Annotated in this window: 16 protein-coding genes and 2 pseudogenes; 11 read left to right on the forward strand and 7 right to left on the reverse strand. The window is 57.0% G+C overall.

Annotated elements, in window-relative coordinates; genetic code table 11:
- Window positions 1–15 precede the first annotated feature (15 nt).
- Window positions 16–918, forward strand: coding sequence for a transcriptional regulator FeaR (gene feaR / locus LGM20_RS14135; RefSeq protein ID WP_044522582.1), 903 nt, complete (start codon window positions 16–18; stop codon window positions 916–918).
- Here feaR and LGM20_RS14140 read toward each other — a convergent pair whose 3' ends face one another.
- From LGM20_RS14140 to LGM20_RS14150, 3 genes are read right to left on the reverse strand one after another with little or no spacing between them, the layout of a single operon-like run.
- Window positions 919–1,242: a YdbL family probable chaperone protein gene (locus tag LGM20_RS14140; RefSeq protein ID WP_023289434.1), complete on the reverse strand. Its 324-nt coding sequence runs from the start codon at window positions 1,240–1,242 to the stop codon at window positions 919–921.
- 7 nt (window positions 1,243–1,249) lie between these two features.
- Window positions 1,250–1,435, reverse strand: a complete 186-nt coding sequence (locus tag LGM20_RS14145) for a YnbE family lipoprotein (RefSeq protein WP_004204017.1) — start codon at window positions 1,433–1,435, stop codon at window positions 1,250–1,252.
- Entirely contained in the window at window positions 1,432–4,071 is a 2,640-nt protein-coding gene (locus tag LGM20_RS14150; RefSeq protein WP_044522581.1) for a YdbH family protein, read from the reverse strand. The genes LGM20_RS14145 and LGM20_RS14150 overlap by 4 nt, the downstream gene beginning before the upstream one ends.
- A gap of 206 nt (window positions 4,072–4,277) precedes the next feature.
- On the opposite strand from LGM20_RS14150, the gene LGM20_RS14155 reads away from it, so the two are divergent.
- From LGM20_RS14155 to hslJ, 3 genes are all read left to right on the forward strand, one after another.
- Window positions 4,278–4,778, forward strand: coding sequence for a DedA family protein (locus LGM20_RS14155; RefSeq protein WP_023289432.1), 501 nt, complete (start codon window positions 4,278–4,280; stop codon window positions 4,776–4,778).
- Between the two features lie 147 nt (window positions 4,779–4,925).
- On the forward strand, window positions 4,926–5,915 hold the full coding sequence (locus LGM20_RS14160) for a 2-hydroxyacid dehydrogenase (RefSeq protein ID WP_044522578.1): 990 nt from the start codon (window positions 4,926–4,928) through the stop codon (window positions 5,913–5,915).
- A gap of 123 nt (window positions 5,916–6,038) precedes the next feature.
- Window positions 6,039–6,479 (forward strand): heat shock protein HslJ, encoded by a 441-nt coding sequence (gene hslJ / locus LGM20_RS14165; protein WP_004204013.1) that lies wholly within the window; start codon window positions 6,039–6,041, stop codon window positions 6,477–6,479.
- Window positions 6,480–6,510: 31 nt separating this feature from the next.
- Here the strand turns inward: hslJ and LGM20_RS14170 are convergent, their stop codons facing one another.
- Entirely contained in the window at window positions 6,511–6,774 is a 264-nt protein-coding gene (locus tag LGM20_RS14170; RefSeq protein WP_008805145.1) for a putative hemolysin, read from the reverse strand.
- A gap of 361 nt (window positions 6,775–7,135) precedes the next feature.
- Here LGM20_RS14170 and nifJ point away from each other — a divergent pair, with 361 nt between their 5' ends.
- The 5 genes and pseudogenes from nifJ to LGM20_RS14195 form a co-directional block, all read left to right on the forward strand.
- Complete coding sequence (gene nifJ / locus LGM20_RS14175) at window positions 7,136–10,663, forward strand: pyruvate:ferredoxin (flavodoxin) oxidoreductase (RefSeq protein WP_044522576.1); 3,528 nt, start codon at window positions 7,136–7,138, stop codon at window positions 10,661–10,663.
- A gap of 358 nt (window positions 10,664–11,021) precedes the next feature.
- On the forward strand, window positions 11,022–12,146 hold the full coding sequence (gene ompK37 / locus LGM20_RS14180; RefSeq protein ID WP_044522574.1) for a porin OmpK37: 1,125 nt from the start codon (window positions 11,022–11,024) through the stop codon (window positions 12,144–12,146).
- A gap of 144 nt (window positions 12,147–12,290) precedes the next feature.
- Complete coding sequence (locus tag LGM20_RS14185) at window positions 12,291–12,503, forward strand: KTSC domain-containing protein (RefSeq protein ID WP_023289427.1); 213 nt, start codon at window positions 12,291–12,293, stop codon at window positions 12,501–12,503.
- An 81-nt stretch (window positions 12,504–12,584) separates the two neighbouring features.
- Window positions 12,585–13,019, forward strand: a complete 435-nt coding sequence (gene uspF / locus LGM20_RS14190; RefSeq protein WP_023289426.1) for a universal stress protein UspF — start codon at window positions 12,585–12,587, stop codon at window positions 13,017–13,019.
- Window positions 13,020–13,346: 327 nt separating this feature from the next.
- A pseudogene (locus LGM20_RS14195) lies at window positions 13,347–13,514 on the forward strand (SOS response-associated peptidase); the annotation flags it as partial.
- A gap of 291 nt (window positions 13,515–13,805) precedes the next feature.
- On the opposite strand, the gene LGM20_RS14200 reads toward LGM20_RS14195, so the two are convergent.
- The 3 genes from LGM20_RS14200 to LGM20_RS14205 all read right to left on the reverse strand — a co-directional run bounded on the left by LGM20_RS14200 (window position 13,806) and on the right by LGM20_RS14205 (window position 14,881).
- The gene (locus LGM20_RS14200) at window positions 13,806–14,066 is read right to left on the reverse strand and encodes a bacteriocin immunity protein (RefSeq protein ID WP_004203992.1); all 261 of its coding nucleotides are present in this window, start codon (window positions 14,064–14,066) and stop codon (window positions 13,806–13,808) included.
- Window positions 14,067–14,271: 205 nt separating this feature from the next.
- On the reverse strand, window positions 14,272–14,364 hold the full coding sequence (locus LGM20_RS26635; protein WP_349817320.1) for a hypothetical protein: 93 nt from the start codon (window positions 14,362–14,364) through the stop codon (window positions 14,272–14,274).
- Window positions 14,365–14,560: 196 nt separating this feature from the next.
- Complete coding sequence (locus LGM20_RS14205; RefSeq protein ID WP_071996700.1) at window positions 14,561–14,881, reverse strand: TonB family protein; 321 nt, start codon at window positions 14,879–14,881, stop codon at window positions 14,561–14,563.
- 446 nt (window positions 14,882–15,327) lie between these two features.
- On the opposite strand from LGM20_RS14205, the pseudogene LGM20_RS14210 reads away from it, so the two are divergent.
- Together LGM20_RS14210 and ttcA are read left to right on the forward strand one after the other, a co-directional pair.
- Window positions 15,328–15,762 (forward strand): annotated as a pseudogene (locus LGM20_RS14210) (tyrosine-type recombinase/integrase); the annotation flags it as partial.
- Between the two features lie 48 nt (window positions 15,763–15,810).
- Window positions 15,811–16,746, forward strand: a complete 936-nt coding sequence (ttcA, locus tag LGM20_RS14215) for a tRNA 2-thiocytidine(32) synthetase TtcA (protein ID WP_023289425.1) — start codon at window positions 15,811–15,813, stop codon at window positions 16,744–16,746.
- Window positions 16,747–16,780 lie beyond the last annotated feature (34 nt).

A 16,780-nucleotide genomic window follows, 5' to 3' on the forward strand; every position in this document is an offset into this window, starting at 1 on the left:
ACAGGAGAACGGCGAATGATGACCACGGCTGAGGGGGGGCTGGCCTACCAGCGCTGGCTGGCGACGATCAATCAGGTCTGCGGCCATTTCGCCGCCCGGCCGCTGGAGGGACGCTTTCACGGTGAGATTGACGCCCGCTACGCCGGCAGTCTCAAAGTCAGCACGGTCACCGCCGCCGGCGTCAATCTCTACCGCACGCGCAATGAGATCAAACGCGATAACGACGCCTGGTTCTATACTGTGTTTCAGCTCGCCGGCGAAGCAGTGATCGAACAGGACGATCGCCAGGTGACCCTGGCGGCGGGGGATATCACGCTGATCGACGCCGCCCGCCCGTGCTCTATCGTCTGGCAGCAGACCTCGCGTCAGGCTTCGCTGTTGCTGCCGCGCCAGCGGGTGGCGCCGACGGGCGAGATCGCCACCGCCTGCCGGCTGGACAAGTCTCTGCCGATGGTGCAGCTCAGTCAGCGACTGCTGCTGGAGAGTATGGGCGGCACGACGCTCTCCGCCAGCGAGAGTGAGGCGGCGCTGGACGCGATCGCCTGCCTGTTGCGTCCGATGCTGCGCCAGCGCGAGCCGACCCCGTCCCGGCGGGACCAGCAGTTTCAGAAGATCATTGCGTTAATCGATGCGTCCATTCAGTCGGAACACCTGCGGCCGGAGTGGCTGGCCAGCGAGACGGGAATGTCGGTGCGCAGCCTCTACCGGCTGTTTGCCGACAAAGGGCTGGTAGTGGCGCAGTATATTAAGAACCGGCGGCTGGATCTGTGCGCCCGGGCGTTACAGAACGTCCATGACGACGAAAAGCTGGCGGGGATCGGCTACCGCTGGGGCTTCAGCGACCACAGCCATTTCTCCACCGCCTTTAAGCAGCGCTTCGGCGTCTCGCCGGGCGAATACCGCAAGCGCTGCCGCTAACTATTTGCGCAGCCATTGGCCGTTCAGCCCCTGAACGTACTCGCCGGGCTGAGCGCGGGCCACCAGCTTCTGTCCGGCCATTTTCGCTACCTCATCCACCGGCAGATTGTTGTCATCCGCCAGCTGCTGGTAGCTTTCACTGCGCGCGGCGTTAATCTGCTTCACCAGCGCCAGCGTCTCTTTATCCTGACGCAGCGGCGCCAGATAGCCGTTCAGCGTCTCTCCCACCCGCCCCTGCTGGCGCGCTTCGTTCAGGGTCAACGCCAGCGCGGGCGCGCTGAGCAGAGTCAGCGCCAGCGCCGCGGTTAACAGTCGTTTTCTCATCGTCGCCTCAGAACAAATCGCTGCGGGATTTCAGCAGGTTTTCCACATCCTTATCGACCTTGATATGGATCTCATGCTCAATTTTGACATTCATATTGATGGTGATGGGCTCTTTCGACGCCGCAATTTCGATACGCGGCGTACAGCCGGCGAGCAGCATCGACGCCACTATGGCCAGTAACAGCTTCTTCATTTAGGTTCCTTACATGTCTTACCGTCCGTACAGCGCCGCACGGGCAGCGTGGCATTTTGCTCAAGCCACGCCTGTAAATTGTCGCCGAAGCGTAAACTGCGCCACAGATCGAAAATATTCTCCTCATGAGCGTAGTTTAAATGCACGGTACTGCTTTTCCCGTCCACCCGGCTGGTGCCGTTGATGGCGGCCTTAAGCGTCAGCACGCCCAGATTGTTGAGGTTAATCTGCGTCGATGAACGGGAGATCTCCATATAGCGCAGCCAGTTGATCGCCGCCCCGGCGGAGACGTTGTCCGCCACCAGCGCATCGGCGGTGTCTTTATCGAGCCGCAGCGTCATCGGTCCGTCATTGCGCAACCAGCCGTCGTGGATAATCCATTGATTGTTCTCCAGCCACAGCGGCAGCGCGCCGCTCACCGCCCCGGACATGGCGAACTGCTTCACCTTGACCGCGCTGGTCAGTTCGCTGCTGGAGATGTGCTGCAGACGGATCAGCGCCGGGTCGCGCTGCGGCATGCGCAGCTGCAGCAGGGTCAGCTTGCCGCCTAACAGGTCGACGCTGACGTCGCTAAGCTGCAGCGGATTGGCCTCGCTCCATGGCCAGGTGCCCTGCAGGTCCGCCGTCAGGTTGCGCGCGGTGACCTGGTTGACGATTTCGCCAATGCGCAGGGAGACCGGACGGCGGGTGCCCAGCTGCCAGTGGCCATCGCTGAAGCGGAACGGCAGAACGAAGTCGACGCCATTGATCTGGTTATCCGGCATCCAGGCGCTGCCGCCCTTCAGGACGCCATGACCGCCCGCCTCAAATCCCTGCCCGGCTGCCGCCGAGAAGGCCACCTGCGCATAGAGACTGCCTTCGCGCAGGTTCATCTTCCAGTCCGGCGGCACCAGCGGCTGGAATACCGTCAGCGACTGTTTAGGCCACCAGGCCTGGCCGCGCAGCCGTTCGCCATCCCAGCGCCCGGTCAACCGCACCGGGCCAATGGTATCGGCGTGCAGCGCGCCGGTGAACTGGAACCACGTCGGGTCCCGGCCGTCGAGAGCGAATTTCAGCGTCGACGCCGGGAGATAGCTGCCGCCGGAGAAGGTGGTTTTTGCCGCATCCAGCGACAGCGCGCCGGTCAGCCGCGGATGCTCAGCGTCGCGCAGCCAGCGAATCGGCTGCTCGAGGGTCAGACGCGGCGTGCTGACCCGCATCGTGCCGTACTCGAGCTTATCGAAGCCAGTGGAGAGGCTGCTCAGCGAAATGGCATTGTCCCGCCACTCACCGCTGCCCTTCACATCCCAGCGCGCCTGCATTGGCGTGAAATGCCCCTCGCCCCAGTAGCGCCACTGCCAGCGGCCGCTGTCGGGCAGAAAATCGTTCGCCAGGCCGTCCAGGTGCAACGTAAAGTCGCCCATCTGCTGCTCATGGGCGCGGAGGATCGCCTGCAGGCGGCCATCGACGCCCTGCTGGGTGACCTTCACCCCGGCCAGCGGCCAGCGGATTTCGTCAATGTTCAGCGCGTCGATCACCCGCCCGCGCGAACGCAGTAGCGCCCCGGGGTGAAACGCCAGCTGCGGGCTGACCAGCGACCCGCTGAGCTGGGCCGGCAGCGCGGCGTAAAAGATCATCTCTCCCAGCTTGGCCTCGCCGGTGAGCCGCAGCGGCAGGTCGCTGTTATCCATGCTTAACTTGCCCGGGCCGATATTCAGCACCGCGTTGCCTTTGCCGGCATGCCCCTCGGTGAGCACATTTAAGCGGCCGCTGACGATCATCTGTTCCGTGCCCTGCTGCCAGTTACCGACCGACAGCGCCACTCGGCCGCTCAGCGGATACGCCTGGTAGCGGGTGCGCCAGCGTCCGTCGCTGATGGTGATCCGTTCCGGGGTGATCTCCCACGGCAGGTCGAGAATGGGCTCCACCTCGCCGCGCGGGGTGACCAGCAGCTGGCCGCGATTATGCTGCCACGCCAGCTCGGCATCGATCCATTCTGCGGTCTGCGGAAATTCGAAGGTACCCTGCATCTGGCCATCGACCGGCAGGCCATCCGGCACCAGCGGCAGATGGAAGGTCCCCACCAGCTTCACCGGCGGCTGATCGTCAGTCAGCCGGGCGCTGAACTGGCTGACAGTGAGCGCCTGGCCGCGCAGGCGCGCCTGCAGGCTCAAATCGTTCCCGGCGAAGCCGATATCCTGCTGCGCAGGCGTCAAGGACATCACCAGCCGCCCCTGCCATTTTTCCCACGGCGACAGCCGCAGGTTCTCAATGGTTAACCAGCTGTAGGGCAGCATTGATTGCCATTCGGCGAGGGTGCGCGGCGACCCCGGCGCGGGATCGCTGGCCGGCAGTTTGCTCAGGCAGGCGCTGTTGATCTCCAGCTGGCCAATATGCAGCCGCCAGCGGCTGGGGCGCGAGAGACGGGCATCGGTCACCCGGGCGAGTTCACAGTCGCCCACCAGATAGCGCAGATCGGGGATCAGCAGGGCGGAGCGCGTAAGACGCGGGCTCTCCTGCAAAGCGATATGAGTCCCCACGGGCAGCCAGATGCCCGCCAGCGTCGGCACCCAGTGGGTCAGCGTCAACAGCAGGGTTAGCGGCAGTAACACCAGCGCTAACACCAGTGCGATGGCGGCTTTATATTTACCCTTCATGGGCAGTTAATATCCTGATTCAACATAAGTAAAAGCCGAAAGGCGCCCATTGTGACACGTTCGACCAGTGAGTGAAAGTTTGCGACCTGTTAAAGCATAGTTGCCAGCCGGTATCGCGGCGCGGCGATCGCTCGTCACTATTTAGCTTTTGTTTAAGCGCTACCTGCCACACTCCAGCCAGTTCGGTTTTGCTTGCGGGAGAGACAGTGTCGTTAATTATCTCGCTCATTGAGAGCGCACAGGGCCACTATCCATTGGTATTACTGATGGTTTTCCTGCTCACTTTCACTAAATCCTGCGCGCTGGTGTCGCTGGCGATCCCGGGCACCTCCGGCCTGCTGCTGCTGGGGACATTCGCGTCCGCCAGCCTCGGTCATTTCCTGTTAATGTGGTCCAGCGCCAGCCTCGGCGCCATCGGCGGATTCTGGCTCTCGTGGTGGTTAGGCGTTCGCTATCGTCACCGCCTCACGCAGTTGCGCTGGCTGACCGCCGAGCGGCTGGCCCGCAGCCGACTCTTTTTTCAGCGCCGCGGGCTGTGGGCGGTCTTTTTCAGTCGCTTCCTCTCACCCCTGCGCGCCACCCTGCCCCTGGTCAGCGGCGCCAGCGGCCTGCCGCTGTGGTCGTTTCAGCTGGCTAACGTTACCTCCGGTCTGCTGTGGCCGTTTCTGCTGCTCTCCCCCGGCGCTTTAAGCCTGAGTTTGTGGTGAAAAAACTTTGTCTTTCAAAGAGATTCCGCAAATCCGCGATATGCTCTAGAATTAGAATAAGCACCTGCTATTTAAACTATTTTTTAATAATTGTACGATTATTTTAAATATGCTACCGTGACGTTATAATCACTGGAGAAAAGTCTTATGAAAATCGCGGTTTACAGTACGAAGCAGTACGATAAAAAGTACCTGCAGCACGTTAATGATACCTACGGCTTTGAACTGGAATTCTTCGACTTCCTGCTGACAGAGAAAACCGCCAAAACCGCCCACGGTTGCGAAGCGGTATGCATCTTCGTCAATGACGACGGCAGCGGTCCGGTGCTGGAGGAGCTGAAGGCTCACGGTGTGAAGTATATCGCCCTGCGCTGCGCCGGGTTTAACAACGTCGACCTCGAGGCGGCGAAAGCGCTTGGCCTGCGCGTCGTGCGCGTCCCGGCCTACTCACCGGAAGCGGTCGCTGAACATGCGATCGGCATGATGATGTCGCTTAACCGCCGCATCCACCGCGCCTACCAGCGTACCCGTGATGCCAATTTCTCCCTCGAAGGCCTCACCGGTTTCACCATGTACGGCAAAACCGCCGGGGTGATCGGCACCGGGAAAATTGGCGTGGCGATGCTACGGATCCTTAAAGGCTTCGGCATGCGTCTGCTGGCTTTTGATCCGTACCCAAGCGCCGCCGCGCTGGAGCTGGGGGTGGAATATGTTGACCTGGCCACGCTGTACAAGGAGTCGGACGTGATCTCCCTGCACTGCCCGCTCACCGACGAAAACTACCATCTGCTCAATCGCGAGGCCTTCGATCAGATGAAGGACGGGGTGATGGTGATTAACACCAGCCGCGGCGCGCTGATCGATTCCCAGGCGGCCATCGATGCCCTGAAGCACCAGAAAATCGGCGCGCTGGGGCTGGACGTTTATGAGAACGAACGCGATCTGTTCTTCGAAGACAAATCCAACGACGTGATCCAGGACGACGTCTTCCGTCGCCTCTCCGCCTGCCACAACGTGCTGTTCACCGGCCATCAGGCGTTCCTCACCGCCGAGGCGCTGATCAGCATTTCGGAGACCACCCTGGGCAATCTGCAGCAGGTCGCCAACGGTGAAACCTGCCCGAACGCTATCGTCTGATTCCTTTCCCTTTTGTGCTCCTCTCCCCGGGGGGAGCACATTCAGATAATCCCCACAGATCCCCGCTGCGATACCGTTACACTGGCTTTGTTTTATTAGTAATGTGAATGTTTTGGAGTAAAAATGAACAAATTTGCGGCATTACTGGCGGCAGGGTTGCTGCTGTCCGGCTGTGTCTATAACAGTAAGGTGTCCACCGGCGCGGAACAGCTACAGCATCATCGTTTCGTGTTGACCAGCGTCAACGGCCAGGCGGTGAACGCGGGCGACCGGCCGCTGGAGCTGAGCTTCGGCGAGAAGATGGCTATTACGGGCAATATGTATGTTTCGGGCAATATGTGCAACGGCTTCAGCGGGGAAGGTAAGGTGTCGGACGGCGAGCTGAAGGTTAAATCGCTGGCGATGACCCGGATGCTGTGCCACGATGCCCAGCTCAATACCCTTGACGCGACCATTGGTAAGATGCTGCGCGAGGGCGCGCAGGTCGATCTGACGGAAAACCAGTTGACGCTGGCGACCGCCGACCAGACGCTGGTCTATAAACTCGCCGACCTGATGCACTAGCCGGCGTGGTGAACCCGCTGCGGGGCTGCCATTAATAGCCGCAGCTTCCGCCCGCCAGCGCCTGCTCGCTGCAGCGTTTACCGTTCGGCAACGCGCACATGCCGATCGCCGAACCATCGAGCTGACGAGCTACCGATAACGAGCCGCCTATCATGGCGCAGTTGGCCTGACCGGCGTCGCTCATCGCCGCCCGCATTCCTGGCGTGACGTGCGCCGCCGTGGCCTGCTGAACGGGTTCACTACTGCACGCCGACAGCAACAGCGCCGCACATCCCACTAATATCGCAGCTCGCATTTTCTCTCCCCTCGGAAACGTCTTAAAAAGCAAACCCAAGAATAATAGGCAGCGTGGCGCGCGGCGTCGAGAGGGGAAGTACGTATTTATGCGTCTCATTAACATTTTCTAGCAAATTTCTGCCTAAAGGTTGATCTCCCCCGGGTTCGCCACCGGACAATCGCTGGCCTTCACGCCCTGGAAAGCCACTTTCTCCGCGAACCGCGCAAAATATTGATCTGGTCACGGGTGGCCGCCGCATTGAGGACACAAATGCAAAAATGGCGGCATCAACGGTTTGCTAAACTACCTCTTATATAATTACAGGGCGCGTCGCGGTTTTACGCGTCCATTCTTTTGCGCAATGTAAGGGTGTCTTCCTATGATTACTATTGATGGTAATGGCGCGGTCGCTTCCGTCGCGTTTCGCACCAGTGAAGTTATCGCCATCTACCCGATCACGCCCAGTTCAACGATGGCGGAACAGGCCGACGCCTGGGCCGGCAATGGGCTGAAAAACGTCTGGGGCGATGTGCCACGCGTGGTCGAAATGCAGTCGGAGGCAGGCGCCATTGGCGCCGTACATGGCGCGCTGCAGACCGGCGCCCTCTCCACCTCCTTTACCTCATCGCAGGGCCTGCTGCTGATGATCCCCACGCTGTACAAACTGGCCGGCCAGCTGATGCCGTTTGTCCTGCACGTCGCCGCCCGCACCGTCGCCACCCACGCGCTGTCGATCTTCGGCGACCATTCCGATGTGATGGCGGTCCGCCAGACCGGGTGCGCCATGCTGTGCGCCAGCAGCGTTCAGGAAGCGCAGGATTTCGCGCTGATCTCGCATATCGCCACTCTGCAAAGCCGGGTGCCGTTTATTCATTTCTTTGATGGTTTCCGCACCTCGCACGAAATCAACAAAATCGCCCCGCTGGCGGATGACACGATTCGCGCCCTGCTGCCGCAGGAAAAAATCGCTGAGCATCGCCAGCGCGCGCTCAATCCGGAACACCCGGTGATCCGCGGGACCTCGGCCAACCCTGACACCTACTTCCAGTCGCGGGAGGCCACCAACCCGTGGTACGACGCGGTTTATGATCATGTCGAGAAAGCGATGGACGACTTCGCCGCCGCCACCGGCCGCCAGTACAAACCGTTTGAGTTTTACGGCCATCCGCAGGCGGAGCGCGTCATCGTCATTATGGGCTCGGCCATCGGCACCTGCGAAGAGGTGGTCGATGAGCTGCTGAGCCGCGGCGAGAAAGTCGGCGTACTGAAGGTCCGCCTCTATCGTCCGTTCTCCGCCGCCCACCTGCTGGCAGCGCTGCCGGAGAGCGCCCGGGCGGTGGCGGTGCTGGATCGCACCAAAGAACCTGGCGCGCACGCGGAGCCGCTGTATCTCGACGTGATGACCGCCCTGGCGGAAGCCTTTAACCGCGGCGAGCGCGAGACGCTGCCGCGGACCATCGGCGGCCGCTACGGTCTCTCTTCCAAGGAGTTCGGTCCGGAATGCGTGCTGGCGATATTCCATGAGCTGCAGGCCGCCCAGCCGAAGCCGCGCTTTACCGTCGGCATCTATGACGACGTGACCAACCTGTCGCTACCGCTGGGCGAAAATACCCTGCCGGCAGAGGCCAAGCTCGAAGCGCTGTTCTACGGCCTCGGCAGCGACGGCAGCGTGTCGGCCACCAAAAACAATATCAAAATCATCGGCAACTCCACCCCGTGGTTCTCCCAGGGGTACTTTGTCTATGACTCGAAGAAGGCGGGCGGCCTGACCGTCTCCCATCTGCGGGTCAGCGAAAAGCCGATTCGTTCTTCATATCTGATTTCGCAGGCCGATTTCGTTGGCTGCCACCAGCTGCAGTTTATCGATAAATACCAGATGGCCGAGCGGCTGAAGCCCGGCGGCATTTTCCTGCTCAACACGCCGTACAGCGCCGATGAAGTCTGGTCCCGCCTGCCGCAGGAAGTGCAGGCCACCCTGAATCAGAAAAAAGCGCGTTTTTACGTGGTCAACGCGGCGAAGATCGCCCGCGAATGTAGCCTCGGGGCGCGCATTAATACCGTGATGCAGATGGCCTTCTTCCATCTGACTCACATCCTGCCTGGCGACAGCGCGCTGGCGGAACTGCAGGCGGCCATCGCCAAAAGCTACAGCAGCAAAGGTCAGGAGCTGGTGGAACGTAACTGGCAGGCGCTGGCCCTGGCCCGCGAGTCCCTGGCGGAAGTGCCGCTGCAGCCGGTGAATGCCAGCAGTCCGAACCGCCCGCCGGTGGTCTCCGACGCCGCGCCGGATTTCGTCAAAACGGTCACCGCCGCCATGCTGGCCGGCCTCGGCGATGCGCTGCCGGTCTCCGCCCTGCCGCCGGACGGCACCTGGCCCATGGGCACCACCCGCTGGGAGAAACGCAACATCGCCGAAGAGATCCCGATCTGGAAGGAAGCGCTTTGCACCCAGTGTAACCACTGCGTTGCCGCCTGCCCGCACTCGGCAATCCGCGCCAAAGTGGTCGCGCCGGAGGACATGGAGAACGCCCCTGCCAGTCTGCACTCGCTGGACGTTAAATCCCGCGATATGCGCGGGCAGAAATACGTTCTGCAGGTCGCCCCGGAAGACTGCACCGGCTGCAACCTGTGCGTGGAAGTGTGCCCGGCAAAAGATCGCCAGAACCCGGAGATCAAGGCCATCAATATGATGTCGCGCCTGGAGCATGTGGAAGAGGAGAAAGTGAATTACGATTACTTCCTCAACCTGCCGGAAATCGACCGCAGCAAACTGGAGCGTATTGATATCCGCACTTCGCAGCTGATCAGCCCGCTGTTTGAATACTCCGGCGCCTGCTCCGGCTGTGGCGAAACGCCGTATATCAAACTGCTGACCCAGCTGTATGGCGACCGGATGCTGATTGCCAATGCCACCGGCTGCTCATCCATTTACGGCGGCAACCTGCCCTCGACCCCGTACACGACCGACGCCAACGGCCGCGGCCCGGCGTGGGCCAACTCGCTGTTTGAGGATAACGCTGAATTCGGGCTCGGCTTCCGCTTAACCGTCGACCAGCATCGCCAGCGCGTGATGCGCCTGCTGAGCGAATTCGCCGACCAGCTGCCGACAGAGCTGAACGCGGCGCTGCATGCCGAGGCGACGCCGGAAGCGCGCCGCGAACAGGTGGCGGCCCTGCGTCAGGTGCTGGCCGGCGTGCAAGGCGCTGAAGAGCTGCTGACCGATGCCGACGCGCTGGTGGAGAAATCCGTCTGGCTGATCGGCGGCGACGGCTGGGCCTACGATATCGGCTTCGGCGGTCTGGACCATGTGCTGAGCCTGACGGAAAATGTCAACATTCTGGTGCTGGATACCCAGTGTTACTCCAACACCGGCGGCCAGGCGTCAAAAGCCACCCCGCTGGGGGCGGTCACTAAGTTTGGCGAGCACGGTAAACGCAAGGCGCGCAAAGATCTTGGCGTCAGCATGATGATGTACGGTCATGTCTATGTGGCGCAGATATCGCTGGGCGCGCAGCTGAACCAGACGGTGAAAGCGATTCAGGAAGCGGAAGCCTATCCGGGGCCATCGCTGATCATCGCCTACAGTCCTTGCGAAGAGCATGGCTACGATCTGGCGCTCAGCCACGATCAGATGCGTCAGCTGACCGCTACCGGCTTCTGGCCGCTCTACCGCTTCGACCCGCGTCGGGCGGAAGAAGGCAAGATCCCACTGGCGCTGGACTCCCGCCCACCGTCAGATGCCCTGGCTGAGACGCTGCTCAATGAGCAACGCTTCCGTCGCCTGAATGCGCAGCAGCCGGAAGTGGCGGAGCAACTGTGGAAAGACGCGGCCGCCGACCTGCAGAAGCGCTACGACTTCCTCGCCCAGCTGGCGGGCAAAGCGGAGAAATCACCGAGCGAGAGCTAAGGTTATTTTCCCTCCCGCAGCCATAAAAAAAGCCCGAACATAAAGTTCGGGCTTGTCGTTTTACCGATAAACAAAATCATTCCGCAGAATGAGACGGCAAATAAAAATGCTTGGCATGACAATAAAGGCATATAACGCCCGAATAATACGCGATCAAACTGAATATGTATAATTTTTATTTTGTATATTATTTGTAGATATATTCACCATAATTATCACCATTACTTCAGAAGTATTTTATTTAGATTTTACTTATATCGTAACAATTGAGTCTTACCATATCTCAGACCGCTCCTTTAGCATGAGTTCACTTCCTTCCCGGAAGCTAGAACATAAAAACAGTTAAAGGAATTTCTTCATGAAAAGAAAAGTACTGGCCCTCGTTATTCCGGCTTTATTAGCCGCTGGCGCTGCGCACGCGGCGGAAATTTATAATAAAGACGGAAATAAATTAGATGTCTATGGCAAGGTAGACGGTCTGCACTATTTCTCCAGCGACTCGAAAAAAGACGGCGACCAAACTTACGTTCGCTTTGGCTTTAAAGGCGAAACCCAGATCAACGATATGCTCACCGGTTACGGCCAGTGGGAATACAACGTTCAGGCCAACAATACCGAAAGCGCCGGCGATCAGGCGTGGACCCGTCTGGCCTTCGCCGGTATCAAAGTGGGCGATTACGGTTCTTTCGACTACGGTCGTAACTACGGCGTGCTGTACGACGTCGAAGGCTGGACCGATATGCTGCCGGAGTTTGGCGGCGACTCTTACACCTATGCGGATAACTTTATGGCAGGCCGCGCCAACGGCGTCGCGACCTACCGCAACAGCGATTTCTTCGGTCTGGTGGATGGTCTGAACTTCGCCCTGCAGTATCAGGGTAAAAACGAAGGCCAGAACGCCCAGGATATCAACGTCGGCACCAACAACCGCAGCAGCGACAGCGATGTTCGCTTTGACAACGGCGACGGTTTCGGTCTCTCCACCTCCTATAACTTCGGCATGGGCATCAGCGCGGCTGCGGCCTATACCTCTTCTGACCGTACCAACGACCAGATGACCCAGACCAACGCCCGCGGCGATAAAGCCGAAGCCTGGACTGCCGGTCTGAAGTACGACGCCAACGATATCTACCTGGCGACCATGTACTCTGAAACCCGCAACATGACCCCGTACGGCAATGACGGCGTGGCCAACAAGACGCAAAACTTCGAAGTCACTGCTCAGTATCAGTTCGACTTCGGTCTGCGTCCGGCTATCTCCTACCTGCAGTCCAAAGGCAAAGATCTCTATAATACCGGCAGCTACGCCGATAAAGATCTGGTCAAATATATGGACGTCGGCGCCACCTATTACTTCAACCGTAATATGTCCACCTACGTTGATTACAAAATCAACCTGCTGGATGACAACGACAGCTTCTACAAAGACAACGGTATTTCTACCGACAACATCGTCGCGCTGGGCCTGGTTTACCAGTTCTGATGCGCCAGCCCGCCGGTTCCGGCGGGCTTTCTCTCTCTCTGCATCGCAGCAGCTAAAACAAAACAATATATCCCACAGCTTAAAATAGCCGTCCGCTTAGTGATATAGTCGTGCTCAGTCAGTGCCTGCCCGAGGACGTCCATCATGCATCATCACCCGGTAAAATCTTCCCGAATTATCTCTGTCGCCTATGATGACGCCTCCGCCACGCTGGAAATCTGTTTTTATCACCAGCCGCCGTTGCAATATACCGGGGTTCCACCGCGTATTTTTCGTGACTTTTTACAGGTGGTGTCAAAAGGCCGATTTTATGACGGCGTGATAAAGGGAAAATTCCCCGAACGCAAGCCACGTTAATGTCAAAGTGTGACTGCGGTCATGATACAAAACGTGCCATAATGCCGTACAATATGAGGGGATACTTAAACAGGAGGTTTTATGAGCAGAATGATTCTTGTCCCCATCGATATCTCTGATAAAGAATTTACTGAACGCATTATCAGTCACGTTGAATCGGAAGCGCGGATTGACGACGCTGAGGTCCATTTCCTCTCCGTTATCCCTTCCCTGCCTTATTATGCCTCACTGGGAATGGCCTATACCGCCGAACTGCCTGGTATGGATGAGCTGCGCGAAGGGACGGAAACGCAGCTTAAAGAGCTCGCGAAGCAGTTCTCTATCCCGGAAGATCGGAAACATTTTCACGTTGCCGAAGGGTCGCCAAAGGATAAGATCCTGGCCCTCGCCAGGTCGCTACCCGCCGACCTGGTGATCATCGCTTCGCACCGGCCGGATATTACCACCTATCTGCTGGGCTCCAACGCCGCCGCGGTGGTCCGCCACGCCGAGTGCTCGGTGCTGGTCGTTCGCTAACGCCTCAGCCCGCCGCCCGGCGGGCTTTTTATTTTTACTTCTGCCCCTGCCCGCAGCCCAAAGTGCCGGAAAGATGCTGACATTCCGCCCATGAATCCGTACCATACACGCCACGGTTGTCTGTCAGACCTCATTAATTGCTACGCGCCAGCGCGACGTTGTCCAGCGGCTGGCAGAACGCGTGCTCTTCTGATGCCACACTATGAATTGAGCCACTATTACATGCTGCAAAATCAAGAAATCAGTAAAAATGTACAACACCAATAAGTTGTGCCCCCTCCAACCAACTGAATTTATTTTATATTTACATACAGCCAGCCCCCACAGCGCCGGCCGCTAGTCCTGGCACCTGAATCCACCCGGGAATGGATGAGGCAGGCTATTCGAGGAAAAGAGGTGAATGAGATAATTGCAGATGGTGCGGTACCTGCTGATCATTTCACATGGCACCCCGTTTTCCGAGCGGTGGACAACGTTAGGAATCAGGGGGCGTAATTGATTGAGGCTATTAAAATCCAATAACCTGATAATACCCGCACTATGCTGAAAGCAGACCTTGGTGTTCTGATTGCCTTTTGCATCGGGAATGCCCTCAAAGCGCATAAGTTAAGGAAGTTGCTCAGGCTCCGACGGCATCTTTAGGGCTGGTTGATAAAAAATCAAAATTGTGAACTACTTTCACCGATAATAAATTCAACGTAATAAAAAACCGCCGGCGCGAGTTTCAATCAGAAGTCATCTATTATCACGTTAATATAGGTAAGATAACGCAACTGTACCGATCAGCTACTCTTTGAAACCAGGCTTGCCATTCCTGGCCCGCCATTCTTTCACTTCCTTAACAACCCTTTCCGGACTATCCTCTCGGCCCTTTGGAGGATAGAAAATTACATCAGAACCATCAGGGTGTTCAGTGATACGTTCAAACTCTAAAACATTTTGCACATCTTCATCTTCGGTTGTATTATCCGGATTAAATATCTTTTTCACAAAAGCTAAAAACTCAGATTCGGTGTAATCAGAAATGCTTTTTTTATTGTCCATCATTTACCACCATTGCTTAGTGAACTTCGACATGGCTTTTTGTGCATCATAACTCGCCAGTTCTCAATACCATACACATCACCGGTATTTTAATAGCTTTTGCGTGTTCTAATTCATGTTTAAGCCTTCCCCCGACATGCTCATTTTACGAATGAACGACCATGTTTCTAACTTGATACCCCCTAAGCTAGCTTGTCAAACCGCTCAGTTAGCTCAGTGGTATCAGAAACCGCCTTCCTGAAAGCTCTCCGAATGAATGAAAGTTCGAAAACTCACAGCCACGAAATTTTTCAGCAATCACACTGGGAACAGGAGAGCCTAACTCGTCTCCAGTTTTTTTTCAGCCAACCATGACTAACCTGCTCCCCTTAACCAGTGATTTTGCCAGGTAAATCTCTAGAGCTTGCCAACATAACATCACTTGGCTCGACTCCCATTGCAAGAGCATCAGGCTGCTAGATCTCTCAGTACAGAAAATCCAGGCAGGCTAGCAGTATTTACGGTTGAGATGGACGAAATCTTATTGTTCCACGCGCAATGCCTGGCTTTCCGGGCTCATACTTGCATTTTCTCATTGCTGATCTTGTTTCTCTAAAAAAGATCTCAGCACCAGTTGTCTCAACAGAAGTTACTTCCCCTTTTTCATTTACTGAGGCAGCGTAATTTACAGTGCCACTAATCCGATTAGCCATGGCAGAAACTGGATAATAAGGATTAGGGCAACTTATCCGCACAGGCACAACTTCTTCTTTATTTTCTGCAGCAAGTGCCAAGTTTGATATAAGAACAGCGCAAACCAGAAGTAATGTTTTTTTCATAATCGATACCAATTGTTGTTTTCCTTATGTCTATAGATCTCTAATACGCCTTTTTCATGCAACGCCTGAGAATGCGGCTCCACTTCTACATCCCCGCTGGTATGGAGGGGATTATATATCACAGCCGGGTTAGCTGCGCGCTTTGCGTTCTGCGGGGGATTGAGGCATCGCCATTCTTCCGCAGGGCTACTCCTTCCCTATAACGCTTCCATTCACCTATATTCCATTAAAAAATGAGGAGTTTCGACTTATCATTTAGGGTCAAGTAAAGTAAACACCTCTCTTACAGCCAGATTTCCAATCTTATGTGAGCCCCAAAACCCGGCACTGATTGCCGGGTATTTTATTGCTTCCCAGGTGCTTTTACGGTTTCTCACGCCCGGCACATCTCCGGCGAGTTACCTCTCACCAGCGCCTCAGCAAAAGGCCTCGGTATGGCATTAGCAGCAGGAAACCGGACGATACAATTGCTCGGCCCTGCCCTGGACGCGCTCAAAGCGCAGCATGAACTGACAGCTGGACATCCGGTTGCCACTATCACGTTTCACCACAGGGAATACGGCTCAAGCGAGGAACAGAATTTGCGACTTGTTTTCATGCCGCGGAGACGGAAAGGCGAGCAAAAACCCTGCTACTCGCACAGCAGCATAGGCAGCAGATGGGAAGCTGCAGTAAAACGCGCTGGCATTCGCCGCAGGAATCCGTACCATACGCGACATACTTTTGCCTGCTGGCTCCTGACGGCTGGCGCAAACCCGTCTTTTATAGCCAATCAGATGGGGCATGAAAACGCGCAAATGGTGTACGACGTTTATAGTACATGGATAGAAGAAATGAACGGCGACCAGGTTTCTATGTTGAATTCCCGGCTTGGGCTTTAACACGTTTTGCCCCCTATATGCCCCTTTAAGATTTTGAGAATGTTAATAATGCAAGAAAATCAAGAACTTACAAAGAAAGAGAAATACAACATCGATAAGCTGCAGAAACGTCTGCGCCGCAACGTCGGTGAGGCGATCGCCGACTTCAATATGATTGAAGAAGGCGACCGCATTATGGTTTGTCTGTCAGGCGGCAAGGACAGCTATACCATGCTGGAGATCCTGCGTAACCTGCAGAAAAGCGCGCCCATCTCCTTCTCGCTGGTGGCGGTGAACCTCGACCAGAAACAGCCCGGGTTCCCGGAGCATATTCTGCCGGCGTATCTTGAGCAGCTGGGCGTTGAATACAAGATTGTCGAAGAGAATACCTACGGCATCGTCAAAGAGAAGATCCCGGAAGGGAAAACCACCTGCTCGCTCTGCTCTCGCCTGCGTCGCGGCATTCTCTACCGTACCGCCAGCGAACTCGGCGCCACCAAGATTGCCCTCGGCCATCATCGCGACGACATCCTGCAGACGCTGTTCCTGAATATGTTCTACGGCGGCAAAATGAAAGGAATGCCGCCGAAGCTGATGAGCGATGACGGCAAACACATCGTCATCCGCCCGCTGGCCTACTGCCGTGAAAAAGACATCGAGCGTTTCTCCCAGGCCAAGGGCTTCCCGATCATTCCATGCAACCTGTGCGGGTCGCAGCCTAACCTGCAGCGCCAGGTGATCGCCGATATGCTTCGCGACTGGGATAAACGTTATCCGGGACGCATTGAAACCATGTTTAGCGCGATGCAGAACGTGGTGCCTTCGCACCTGAGCGACGTTAATCTGTTTGATTTTAAAGGCATCACCCACGGTTCTGAGGTGGTGGACGGCGGCGATCTGGCGTTTGATCGGGAAGAGATTCCCCTGCAGCCTGCCGGCTGGCAGCCGGAGGAAGAGGACGCCCGGTTAGATGAGCTGCGTCTGAACGTAGTGGAAGTGAAGTAACCCGAAAGCGTCTCAGGCCGCCGCCTGAGACGCG

It is taken from the genome of Klebsiella quasipneumoniae subsp. quasipneumoniae, assembly GCF_020525925.1.
Classification (GTDB): domain Bacteria; phylum Pseudomonadota; class Gammaproteobacteria; order Enterobacterales; family Enterobacteriaceae; genus Klebsiella; species Klebsiella quasipneumoniae.

What these genes read in the sequence shown, in the direction of transcription:
- LGM20_RS14205 (WP_071996700.1), bottom strand. Translation starts at nt 14,881, where the DNA reads ATGAAAAAAACATTACTTCTGGTTTGCGCTGTTCTTATATCAAACTTG.
- LGM20_RS14170 (WP_008805145.1), bottom strand. Translation starts at nt 6,774, where the DNA reads ATGCGAGCTGCGATATTAGTGGGATGTGCGGCGCTGTTGCTGTCGGCG.
- LGM20_RS14200 (WP_004203992.1), bottom strand. Translation starts at nt 14,066, where the DNA reads ATGATGGACAATAAAAAAAGCATTTCTGATTACACCGAATCTGAGTTT.
- LGM20_RS14185 (WP_023289427.1), top strand. Translation starts at nt 12,291, where the DNA reads ATGCATCATCACCCGGTAAAATCTTCCCGAATTATCTCTGTCGCCTAT.
- ttcA (WP_023289425.1), top strand. Translation starts at nt 15,811, where the DNA reads ATGCAAGAAAATCAAGAACTTACAAAGAAAGAGAAATACAACATCGAT.
- hslJ (WP_004204013.1), top strand. Translation starts at nt 6,039, where the DNA reads ATGAACAAATTTGCGGCATTACTGGCGGCAGGGTTGCTGCTGTCCGGC.
- LGM20_RS14150 (WP_044522581.1), bottom strand. Translation starts at nt 4,071, where the DNA reads ATGAAGGGTAAATATAAAGCCGCCATCGCACTGGTGTTAGCGCTGGTG.
- nifJ (WP_044522576.1), top strand. Translation starts at nt 7,136, where the DNA reads ATGATTACTATTGATGGTAATGGCGCGGTCGCTTCCGTCGCGTTTCGC.
- feaR (WP_044522582.1), top strand. Translation starts at nt 16, where the DNA reads ATGATGACCACGGCTGAGGGGGGGCTGGCCTACCAGCGCTGGCTGGCG.
- ompK37 (WP_044522574.1), top strand. Translation starts at nt 11,022, where the DNA reads ATGAAAAGAAAAGTACTGGCCCTCGTTATTCCGGCTTTATTAGCCGCT.
- LGM20_RS14140 (WP_023289434.1), bottom strand. Translation starts at nt 1,242, where the DNA reads ATGAGAAAACGACTGTTAACCGCGGCGCTGGCGCTGACTCTGCTCAGC.
- uspF (WP_023289426.1), top strand. Translation starts at nt 12,585, where the DNA reads ATGAGCAGAATGATTCTTGTCCCCATCGATATCTCTGATAAAGAATTT.
- LGM20_RS14160 (WP_044522578.1), top strand. Translation starts at nt 4,926, where the DNA reads ATGAAAATCGCGGTTTACAGTACGAAGCAGTACGATAAAAAGTACCTG.
- LGM20_RS14145 (WP_004204017.1), bottom strand. Translation starts at nt 1,435, where the DNA reads ATGAAGAAGCTGTTACTGGCCATAGTGGCGTCGATGCTGCTCGCCGGC.